Genomic DNA, 10,971 nt, shown 5'->3' with positions numbered 1-10,971 from the left:
ATTGCCTTGCAGTTTGCACGGCTTTGGGCGGAGGGCTCGGTCCCAGGCCGCAGCATCTGAGGGCGCTGCACGGTAATGTTTGGCACCACCATTACGTCGGACCTCTCGACTGATTGTGGACGCCGATCGGTTCAAAGCACGGGCAATCGACCGTATCGAGACCCTCGCACGTAAGCCCCTCGATATCTCCTCTCGATCGCAGAGTGTCAGAGCGCGCCGGGATCTGACGCGGGCCGGCGGGCGAATGCCGCCAGTGCGAGCAAGGAGTGGATAGATCGAAGACGACTCGCGATCAAAAAGCCGCCCTATAGAACTCATCGACTCTCCGCGTTGCCATCGATCCCATATCTCTGACTTCTGTTTGTCTGTGAAAAATATGCGACGACGATAGGCCATGGCTTACACTCCATCTTTCCAAAAAGATTAAAGTGTTGCATCGATCAGTTGAAACCGCCGGACGAAGCTGACATTCAAATCGTATTCAGTGCTGGAGTATAGATGGTGTTGTGCAAATCAGAATCTGAATTTAACACCGAGCACCGGACCATGTTGATCAACGTCATATTCAAATGCACCTGTAGAGAGGCTATCGCTATAATCCATGCTGTAGTAGCGCCAGCCAAAGAAAAGTGACGTGCTGTCCCAAGCGCGCCAATCAACTCCGATGTTGGCGCCGATTTGCAAATCGTTGCCCCCCGCGCCGAAACCACCAAGATCCAATGATGCAATCGCTGTCCATTGGTCATTGAGCACCCACGTGCCGCGAGCGCCAACAACTGGCTCCCACCATCCCTGATCTCCTCCGAGAACAGGAACTGGCAGGGGCGACGAAACCGTGATTTCCTGTCTCAATGAGTTATATCGGGCACCAAACTGCAAATCGATGGCGTAGCGTTGGCCATTGTCACCAACTGCATCGACGGCTTTGTAGGCAGCAAGTAAGCCAATCCACTTTTGCCGGATGTCTGCGGTGAACGAGGCGCCTCCTGGAGTAGGCAAGTTTCCGTCAGCCTCCAGAGAGACGTAGTTAGCGTCAATTATGAAACCCCAATCGCCGCGCCAAATTTCGTACCTGCCAGCTGCAGCAAAATCCAAAAGCTCCAAAGCATCGCCAAGATCAAGATCAAGCGGAACGGTGGCACCAGCGACGGTTGACGTTCCGCTCGTTCGTGCGGGCAGGAATGCATAAAACGCTAACGTCTGTCGCCATTCATCTTCACTTTGGCCCGCAAGTGGGATCGGTTCGGCAAATGAAGCACTTGCAGCCAACGATGTCATTGCGGCGGATGTCGCAATCAGGCTTCTGTTAATCATGACAATTCTCATTTCTCTTGACTAAACGAGCGGGTTCCGAAGCACCGAAAGAATGCCTCGGAACCAACACCATCAATGGCTTTGCGCTTTTAAGCGGGCTTCTTCAGGAGTCATTGGCGACCGATGTGGAAACTGCTCCACTCGCCCCATGTGCATACCCAATAATTGCTGCATCGGTTGCACGACCCAAAGTCCCGGGTAGAGAGCGCCGTACTTTTCACCCGGGTCCCGCATGATGTTGAAGAAATCCATCCCCGGTAAGCCCCCGTGACCTTCCTTGATATGGATTTTGAAATCATCGTAGCGGAAGGCTCCAAGGACTTCGCCACTGTAGTGCGCTATGAAATTCCGCCGACCGTGACCTTCGCCATTCAAAAAGAGAGAAGTCTGATCGACGCCGTCCGTTATTCGGTCATTTGGAATTTTATCCAACGCACCACCGATCCGCGCCGCCGTGGTAAACAGATCAGTGACGTGGATAACATCCATCGGGTCTTGCATCGGTTCGATCATGCCGGGCCACCACGCCATTGCCGGTACGCGAATGCCACCTTCAAGCACATCTCCTTTTGCGCCCTGCAACAAAGTGTACCCGGCGGTCGGCCAGAAGGCATACATCGGACCGTTATCGCTCATCCAAACGACCAGCGTGTTCTCGGCAATGCCTTCTTCTTTCAGCGTATCCAGAAGTTGCCGCACATGCTTGTTGTGAAGCGCCATGAACGAAGCTTGGCGGTTGTTTTTGTCTACGCCTGGATCATCGCTGAATTCCTGCGAAGCAGCGAGTTGCAAAGCGTATGAAGCCCAGTAGACAAAAAACGGTTTATCGTCTTGCGCATGGTCTTGAACGAACTTGGTGATCTGGCTAATCGACTCATTCTCGAAAGCTTCTTGGCGTTCGGGGGCCAGTATCCCGGGTGCGCCCTCAATAGGGGTGCGGCCTTCGCCTTTGCGACCGACGTAACCAGCGACGGACAAGTCAATTCCAGCGCCGTCCAGATAGGCATCATTTCCGGGAAAATCTGCAAACGGGAACGTTCCGCTTTGGTCTTCGTAAGAGGCCTGCCAAAAGTCCGGGGCACCATTGAAAAGCCCGTAGTAGGCGTAATCGTATCCTTGGTTTTCCGGTGCATGCTCCGGTAAGTCACCCAAGTGCCACTTGCCCCACATGGCCGTGCTATAGCCAACTCCCGACAGCAGCTCCGCCGTTGTTACTTCTTCAGCCGACAACCCATCCACTTGCCCCGGCCACAGTACGGTAAGCAGGCCTGTCCTTACTGGGTGTCGACCAGTGTTGATCGCGATCCTTGTTGGCGTGCACGAAGGCTCTGCATAGGCAGACCAAAACCGCATTCCGTCAAAAGCCATTGCATCTAATTCTTCTGAAGGCGTGCCCCGATGCTTACCGCCACCCTGCCAGCCAAGCTCACCCCAGCCGATATCATCAGTAAGGATGTAAATGATGTTAGGCTTCTTTCCAAAGCGCTCCTCAAGAGACGCAAGTTTCGCATCGATTTCAACGTCTTCTGCCGCCCATATTTCCGCATTGCGTTGGGCATGAGCTAAATGCGGACCGTCCGGTTCCAGGGCGCTTGCGGGTGTGACGACTGCCAAACAGGCCAAAACAACGGCTCCCGCTTCAAGTGTCCGTCTCATAATCTCCCTCCCAAAAGCTGCTCAGCTTGATATACACATTAATATACGCAACCGTCTATATAATTATACGGAACCGTACAGTTGATTACATTTAGCGGATTCGATATCTGCTGAACATGACTCAGATCAAGGGCGGTAAGACTGTGGGGAAAAAGCGTTTCAGCAAGCAGGACTGGTTAGATTCTGCCCTGGATCTGCTTCGTACTGGAGGAATTGAGGCAGTCCGCGTGGAACGTATTGCCGACAAGTTAGGCGTGGCCAAAAGTGGCTTTTATTACCATTTTCGTGATCGGGCCGACCTTCACAAAGCATTGCTGGATCATTGGGTGCAGCTTGACGGGGTGCCTTTTCTAGAGGAAAGGCGATTCTCCGAAGCAACACCGGTGGAAAAACTCGCGATGGTCGCCGACGTTGTCGATAGTGCCGACCTCAGCCGGTACGACAACGCAATACGACAATGGGCTCGACAAGATCCCAAAGTGCGCCGGGTCTGGCGAAAAGAAATGAACAAAAGACTCGAGCACATACGCGGACTTTTTCGAAATGTTGGCTTTGAGGGCGATCAGTTGGAGATGCGTGTTCGGACATTTGTTGCCTATCAAGTCAGTGAACGTGAACTTTTCTCCGAGCTTTCTGCAAAAGATCGCTCCAGGATTCGGAAGCTAAGACTGGAGCTTTTGGTTAAGGGCTAATTACGGGGCTCAATTGGTTGCTTGCAATTGAACCGAATTTCAATCGCGGCCAACTTAATCAAGCTGACGCATTCAGAAGTCTGCTTTGGGCTCAATCCAGTCATTCGCTGCAACTTGCTTGAATGACCGCTCTGCGGACATACCAGACACTGACTCACGCAAAAAAACTTGTCGGATCCGATGAGTAATGGGCATATTCAAACCACAACGAACTGGAAACGGAGGCTAAAGCGTAATGAAGCGATTGATTTCGGCGGGTGTGTTGGCATTTGTACTGGCCACGCCAGCATATGCGAGCGAAGAAAGCAAAACGTGGGATGCCTCTGATGAAGCAAAACAGTTTGTTCAGGACACAATCGTTATTGGAATGCTCGCTAGCCCCTATGGAACTGGTTGGACGGAATATGAACAACTGCACACATATTTCCAGCGCGCACGAGATAACGGCATAACCGGTCATGAGATGACGCTTGCTGCCGCAGACATGTCGTTTGAGACACTGCTAGAACAGCATTATCACTTTCGAGCCGCGATGGCCCAGTTCCCGGAGAACTATCTGGTCGTTAATGAAACCCGTGACATCGAGGCGGCGCATATTCAGGGCAAGACGGCAGTGATCTGGAACAGTCAGACCGCGACGATCCTCGATGGCGACCTGAAGAAGATGGCCCTGTTCAAGGACATGGGCATCAAGTCTATGATCCTTGCCTATAACGACATCTTCCGGACCGGGACTGGCCAGTTGTCAGCCCAGAAGGGTTTGGACATCGGACTGACGCCCTGGGGCAAGTCGGTGATCGACGAGATGGTGCGCTTCGGTATCCTGCTCGACCTCAGCCACACCGGCTCGAAGACCGCCAATGACGCCATGGACTACATGGACGAAAACTACCCTGGCGTTCCCTATATCTTTACTCATTCGGTCCCGGCAGGGCTCTACAAGGACGAGCCCGGTGCCACACCGCAAGGCTGTTACCGCAACATCCCCGATGACGAGGCGATCCGGGCGGCGAACTCCGGCGGCTATGTTGCGCCGACCTTCACCGAGTGGATGATGGACGGGATCTGGCCGGAGGATATCTCGCCCAAGCAGGCCGCGGACATGATCGACTATTACGTCAAGCTGATCGGCGTGGACCATGTCGGCATCGCCACTGACGACATGTTCTCGACCGAACTGGTGGTTCAATTCGCCGAAGCAAATCCCACCATGTATGACGATGGCGGTTACATGACCGATGCCTTCGCCAGGGGCGCAACTGGCAATGGCGAACTAGCCAAGATCATCGCCGCAATTACCGATGATCTCTGGGCGCGCGGCTACAGCAACGAAGATCTCGCGAAGATCTACGGCGGCAACAAAATGCGTGTCTTTGCTCAAGTCTGGGAAGGCAAACCACCAGAGGTATTCCTACAAGAGTATCCTGAACGACTGAGGGTGCGGCGTGAAATGGAGGAGCTGTTCTTCTCGCGCTGATTTCTGTTTGGAGAGCAGTCGCCTATTCACTCCGGTAGCAAAATCGATTGACCGTTTTGGGCTCGACTCGGTCATCTGACTGTTTTCCTCAGATGACAGCTAAGCGCCGCTGAGCAGCCGTTCGGTCACGCGAAACCGAGCTTTCTGCTTCCCATGACCGCTTCGGGCGATAGCCGACGCTAGTTAAAAAACCGTCTATGACTGCAACGCGGGACAAAGCGGACGATGTCCGCACACAAGATTTGCATCAATAACATGGCCAATTGACTTCAGAAGACAGGTTTTAGCCTGTCTAACATCCAGCGCATGTCAGGTGGCAAGACCGGTGGTTTTGTCGTCATCATTGGGGCTTGTGATAGCTGCTGGGCCGCTTGCAAGCATGCCTGGGCTTGTTCATGAAGTTGCATCTCAGTCAGCGCCATCGCGCGGAGTTTTAGGTGGCCAGCTTCATTTGGGCGCATGTCATAGGCGGCAGAGGCATCCTCAACACTGCCTTCGAAATTTCCGCCGCAATACCTTGCAATGCCACGCATGAACAGCCGATATGGTTGCAGTGGATCCTGCTCGCCACGCTCTACGAGACGCGAAAATGCAGCATCAGCCCCCGCAAATTCAGACCTACGAAGCAAAATCTGACCTTCAAGTTCATGGTTTTCCAAATACGCGGGATTAAGTTGCCGTCCTCGTTTAAGATCAGCGAGCGCTCCTGAAATATCGTCTTGCACTGCAAGCCGGAAATTCGCTCGGACCCAAATGACATAGTCGCTCTTGGGCTCTTGCATCACCGCGGTGTTTAGGACTTCCTCACATCTTTTCTTAATTTCGGCAGACATAATCTTGTAGCGTGCACCGTGGAGCATGAGTTGTGCTTCCACGCGCATGCAAAGCGACATCCCGTCCAGCGGATTGAGCGAGATGGCACGTTCTATAAGTGAAAGTGCCTCTTCCCAGCTTTCTATCGTAACCTTGTAAAATTCATTGGCGGCACGTGCACGGAGCTCAGATACACTCAAGTCGTCAACTGGGAGCCCAGCAAGTCTATCCCCATCGAACGCATTGGTTTGGAGACGTAAATCCCCCTCTGCCTGCTCCAGGACAGTGTCGCAGAAATCGAATACATCTTCAGCCTGAGCTTCGTATGTCTGTGACCATACAGGCCTCGCGTTGGAACGTGAGACCAACGTAATGGTGAACCTTCCGCGCCTCCCAGCGATCCGAACGCGCCCGCGCAAATCATAGGTCGCGGCTTCTACAGACTTGGCAGATGCATCGAAAACGGAAACGCCCTTTCTCCGCGATACTCTTACGATAAGTTGATCACGGAGGTCACCAGCGAGCGCTTTGGTCTCTGGATCAACCGGCGCGTAATCAAAGGACTGGAATGCAATTGATGGTACATCACCCGACTTGCCTGTTGAACCGGGCGCAAGTCGCCATTGATATAGCCGGACCGGCTGCGAGATATTTTTTAGGCTGAATGTGCCAGCGTCGCTAAGCACTGCTGATTGTTCGGTTGACAGCTGACGGTAAAAGTCTTCCGACACCATCACGCCACCGGGCGGTGCTTCAGTTTGAATGCGTTGAGTGATGTTCACACCAGTGCCGTAAAAATCATCATCGTCTTCGACTATTTCTCCCAGATGGCAACCGATCCTTAGCTTTATGGTCGGGTGGTCATAAAGATTGCTTTGCACCTGAATGGCGCTGTCCAAAGCTGCACCGATTGAGGCAAAGGCAACGATCCAGCCGTCACCCATGCGTTTTAGGACCTCGCCACCGAAGTCGGCGAGCACTGGCTCCAATTGGTCGCGCTTGAGCTCTCGTACTGCTTCGATTGCGGCATCCTGATTGGCGTTCATCATAGATGAGTAACCGACCATATCGACGACCATTAGAGTTGCAATTCGCGAACGCACCGGAGCCCTCCGGCCACCAAACATAGTGAAACGCCTCGAACCAACAAGCAGTTTGCTTCTGATCGCAGTCGGACACGCATTTGGACAGTGGTTTTGCGAAGCCGTAACCACGTAAAGTTTGGGCTCACAACAGACATTCGAAAGTTCACAATGAGGAACGAACGGCGGCCCTGCGGACAAAGCGGTCCTTTCAGCGCTGTTGGACAAAAACAATTGCTCAGTGTCACCTCTGCAGTGCAAAATCTTTACGAATTCGCACTGGCGATAGGGTGGTCAGGCAACCCTGCTTTGCGCAAATTGTTAAAAAGGGCGTTTAACTTTTCTGTGTCGCGTAGCAATTCCTGTGACTTCACATATTCCAGACTGAGAGTGGGGTCGTCGGCCAACGCTTCGGTCACGATTTCACGTGCGCGCTCAACGTCGCCTCGAGCTACTCGGCTTGCTGCTCTGTAGAGCCGGGATCGACGAGTCTGGAAATTGAGGCTCCTGGCCTCTTCGTTGGATTCTGTGAAGCGCCCCAATGCGTATAGTGCCGCCACCTGCTCCTCGACAATCCAAACCGGCAAAAACGGGTCAAGTGTCGCCGCGTGCTCCAGTAACTCCAGGGCCCGCTCTGGCTGCCCATCGAAAGTGTAGAAAGCGGCGCAGCGCCCAAGAATGTAGGCATCGTTCGGAGCAAGTTGCATCGCTCGCTCGTGGTGGCGACGACTGGCGTCATAGTCATTGTTCAGCTTAATCTGTAAAGTACCCAGAATGCGGTGCAGTTCGGGATCCGAAGAATCCAGTTGCATCGCGCGGTTGAGTTTTTCTTCTGCAGATGCCAGATCGAAATCTGCCATACCGCTCCAGGAACACACGTCCATTGCAATGGGGCGCGCAAAGTTGGGATCGGCTTCCTGCGACTTTCGAAACCATTCTCGTGCTTCGCGGTAGAACGAGTCTGCCACAGTGCCCATACGGTGTTGTTCCAGACCCCGCAGATAATATTCATAAGCGGTCATATTCTCTGGCCGTTTCATACGGACCGCGCTAATCGCTTCGTGATCAATCCGGCCTGATACCGTGGCCGCCACGCGCGCAACTATCTCCTCCATCGCGTCGATTACTTCGTCGAAAGGCCGCTGAATGCGATCTGACCAGACAAGCCCTCCGTCGCTGGTTCTAGTTAGGGTCACGCTCAGACTCACACGTGAGCCCATCTTACGAACCTTTCCAGCCAATACGTACCGCACACCAAGCGTATCCCCGATTAGTTTGGGATCATCTGTTTGCAACGCCACGGAAGCTGTTCGAGAACTCACAAAAAGTGAACGGATGAGGCTCAGATCGTGGATCAATTCCTCGGTTAATCCTTCGGCGAGAAAATCTTGATCCTCGTCTGCTCCAGTTCTCGTCAGGAATGGCAAAACGGCGATTGAATTCGGCTTTATGGCGGATTTTGGTGCTTCAACGGTCGGAGCAAGTTGGAAAACATGGCGATCCGAAGAGGCACCGACGCGCATTATGCGCATGGCTTCGTCCAGCCCTTTGAGCCGATGTTCCCCCCGGTCTTCAAATGCACAGGGCGACACTCTACGGACATGGTCGAATAAGGCTTCCGATACGTCGATTTCACCGGGTTCGGCCAATTGCTGCAATCGAGCGGCGATGTTGACACCATCACCTCGCAAATCTTCCCCTACCCGAACGACATCTGCCAAATGCAAGCCAAAGCGCATAGACTGCGGTGTAAGACCTGGTGCTGTTGCAAGCTCTGAACGAGCTTCTATCGCGGCTTTGAGGCCATTGACGGGGCTTTCAAATTCAGCAAGCAAGGCATCGCCAGCTGTATTGAAAACTCTTCCGTGATGCTTGCTCACACAACGTGTAACGAGGTCTAGTCCGCTCAGAACTTGGGAGAGGGCGCTTTCCTCGTTTCGTTCCATTGCGCTAGTCGAGCCGACATAATCGCCAACCATGATCGTTGCCAATTTTCGGTCCAACGTTATGCTCCTCTCCTGGGCAACACCGAGGGTAGTGCAAACGCGTTGTTTCTCCAAGAAGAGTCGGTTCGGGCCTCATGAAAAGTGTCGAATTTGGGCTCGGAGCGGCCATCCAAGCACTTCGTTCGAACGACTGCTTTGCCTTGCTTGCGAGGCAATGCCTGGTCAGTCGATCATTTTCTGCAGTTCCCTGTCAGCGCGGATAAGTTCATTGATCGTCTTGCGCATTTCCTCGGTTTCTCTCGACCGTTCCCCATGCTTCCAAGACGGATGGTTTGACCCAGCTGCATGACCACCTCTAGCCCCATGCATGCGACAAACACTCCAGCCCTGAACGGCGGGTGCGCGGCACCGCTTGCCGGTGGACTTCGCCGTTGCTGTGCACCTGGGCGCATCATTGAGTCTTTTCGTAGGGTCCATGAGGTTGTCGTCACTTTTTTTCATCCGACCGCCCCCCGTTTTGGATATTGCCTACGATAGCCTGACCACCTTCTTTGACCTCGACGCGTTCGACGCGGACGGTCTGATCCGCCTTGGAGCGATACCGTTTAAGGGTTTCAACCTGGCTCGTGAAGGTCCGCGCAAGTTTATTGAGTGCCCGTTCCGCTGAGTCTTGCTGTGGAAGAGATTTTACGTGATTGAGCCTGCGGGCCATCATCATCGTAGCCTGATGGATTGCACCCATTTGTATCGCAAGCATGGTTTCAACCTCATCCCGCGGCTTAACCCCAGCAACAACGGACATCACGAAGTTCGATGCCGTTTCGGAGAGACGGCCCTTCGCGTGGCGGGCTGCGTCGCGCTAGGGAATGCGGCTTGGAACGATCGGATCTCTGACGTCATGGTCGATCTAGCGACGCTCCAGTACGCGGTCCGACTCGTGGTGTACTCGATCCAACGCTTTGCACCTGAGGCGGAGGAATTCACAGCAGTGGACAAGTTCGACCAGCTGCAGAAACGGATCATCAAACAAGTGAAAACACATGCCGGTGAAGATGGTTGGACGAGCCGGACTGACGTTCTCAACAACGCCAAGGGCGGCGGTTTCAGCTACCGGCAGGCGAGCGAGGAGATGGAGGGCATGATCGATCCTGACGGCTACGGCCTGCTGCGCCCTCGGGTTGACGAACACGGTAAGCCGTACACCCCAGCCATGGTTACCCCCTCGTTTGGGGCTCGAGACAGACCCCCTCCCGATATTCCCGAAATTCCCGAGGAATGCTTTTCGAAACCTACACCCCCCCCCTCGGTCAAAATGTAAGGGCCTGTGTGGCAGAGCGCCTCGCAAAATTTTTTTCTCGGAAAACCCAGTGGAGGCTGTAATGCGTCCACAGCACGCTTACCTATTTACCGATTACTTTGTATTGCTTCCTAGTCGGTTAGCTCTTTTGCAAACCCATGCGTGTTTGGCGTTTGGAAGCATTGAGTTGGCAAAAAATCAAAAGTAATCTTCACCCGACGCACCCATATACAATTCCGGAGGGCGATCTATTCGAACTTCATATCCGTCGTTTTGAACCCCCACGGAACTTTTAGAATGATTTTTCGCGCTGTACGCCTGACAACCAAAACATTTTTTGGCCTTCTGCTTATCGCTTCGGTCTCCCTTAATATCGCCACTGTGACCATTAGCGGCGTCTACACGGCCGTTTCCTCAATGGCGTCGGCAGCCGGACTGACTACCGTTGCCGCTCTGAGCAGCCCTATCTGACGGGTCCAACGTGATTGTTAGTGCATGATCGGCCTGTGTTCCATCGGGATGATGGTTTCTGGTGCCGGAGGGCGATAACCCAGTGCACTGTGTGGTCGTTTGGTGTTGTAGTGCTTCCTCCATTCTTCGATGATGATCTGCGCTTCTCTGAGCGAGTAGAAGATTTCCCCGTTCAACAGCTCGTCCCTCATGCGACCGTTGAAGCTTTCACAAAATCCGTTCT

General features: G+C 53.5%; 10 protein-coding genes. 4 read left to right on the top strand and 6 right to left on the bottom strand.

Annotation, left to right across the window (positions count from 1 at the left end; translation table 11 throughout):
• From RUA4292_RS23970 to RUA4292_RS08810, 3 genes are all read right to left on the bottom strand, one after another.
• A partial coding sequence (locus tag RUA4292_RS23970) for a helix-turn-helix domain-containing protein (protein ID WP_145974915.1) occupies positions 1-396 on the bottom strand: 396 nt, incomplete at its 3' end.
• A gap of 117 nt (positions 397-513) precedes the next feature.
• Positions 514-1,278 carry an outer membrane protein gene (locus tag RUA4292_RS08815; protein ID WP_233493399.1) on the bottom strand — a complete coding sequence of 255 codons (765 nt, stop codon included), beginning with the start codon at positions 1,276-1,278 and terminating at the stop codon, positions 514-516.
• A gap of 108 nt (positions 1,279-1,386) precedes the next feature.
• Positions 1,387-2,970 (bottom strand): sulfatase-like hydrolase/transferase, encoded by a 1,584-nt coding sequence (locus tag RUA4292_RS08810; RefSeq protein WP_058277274.1) that lies wholly within the window; start codon positions 2,968-2,970, stop codon positions 1,387-1,389.
• A 116-nt stretch (positions 2,971-3,086) separates the two neighbouring features.
• Between RUA4292_RS08810 and RUA4292_RS08805 the strand changes: the two genes are divergently transcribed.
• Both RUA4292_RS08805 and RUA4292_RS08800 read left to right on the top strand, forming a co-directional pair.
• Positions 3,087-3,662, top strand: a complete 576-nt coding sequence (locus tag RUA4292_RS08805) for a TetR/AcrR family transcriptional regulator (protein WP_058277273.1) — start codon at positions 3,087-3,089, stop codon at positions 3,660-3,662.
• 235 nt (positions 3,663-3,897) lie between these two features.
• Positions 3,898-5,139: a membrane dipeptidase gene (locus RUA4292_RS08800; protein ID WP_058274125.1), complete on the top strand. Its 1,242-nt coding sequence runs from the start codon at positions 3,898-3,900 to the stop codon at positions 5,137-5,139.
• Between the two features lie 269 nt (positions 5,140-5,408).
• Here the strand turns inward: RUA4292_RS08800 and RUA4292_RS08795 are convergent, their stop codons facing one another.
• Positions 5,409-7,031 carry an adenylate/guanylate cyclase domain-containing protein gene (locus RUA4292_RS08795; RefSeq protein ID WP_058277272.1) on the bottom strand — a complete coding sequence of 541 codons (1,623 nt, stop codon included), beginning with the start codon at positions 7,029-7,031 and terminating at the stop codon, positions 5,409-5,411.
• Positions 7,032-7,300: 269 nt separating this feature from the next.
• Positions 7,301-9,025: an adenylate/guanylate cyclase domain-containing protein gene (locus RUA4292_RS08790; protein ID WP_145974913.1), complete on the bottom strand. Its 1,725-nt coding sequence runs from the start codon at positions 9,023-9,025 to the stop codon at positions 7,301-7,303.
• A gap of 472 nt (positions 9,026-9,497) precedes the next feature.
• Between RUA4292_RS08790 and RUA4292_RS25245 the strand changes: the two genes are divergently transcribed.
• On the top strand, positions 9,498-9,647 hold the full coding sequence (locus RUA4292_RS25245; RefSeq protein WP_233493398.1) for a hypothetical protein: 150 nt from the start codon (positions 9,498-9,500) through the stop codon (positions 9,645-9,647).
• 24 nt (positions 9,648-9,671) lie between these two features.
• Positions 9,672-10,298 carry a hypothetical protein gene (locus RUA4292_RS08775; protein ID WP_233493397.1) on the top strand — a complete coding sequence of 209 codons (627 nt, stop codon included), beginning with the start codon at positions 9,672-9,674 and terminating at the stop codon, positions 10,296-10,298.
• 467 nt (positions 10,299-10,765) lie between these two features.
• On the opposite strand, the gene RUA4292_RS08770 is transcribed toward RUA4292_RS08775, so the two are convergent.
• The coding region (locus tag RUA4292_RS08770) for an integrase core domain-containing protein (protein ID WP_145974910.1) at positions 10,766-10,971 on the bottom strand (206 nt) is incomplete at its 5' end.

Origin of the sequence: Ruegeria atlantica (assembly GCF_001458195.1) — a bacterium.
GTDB classification, from domain to species: domain Bacteria; phylum Pseudomonadota; class Alphaproteobacteria; order Rhodobacterales; family Rhodobacteraceae; genus Ruegeria; species Ruegeria atlantica.
The sequence above is the reverse complement of the archived record's forward strand: the minus strand, read 5'-3'. Positions and strand labels throughout refer to the sequence as shown.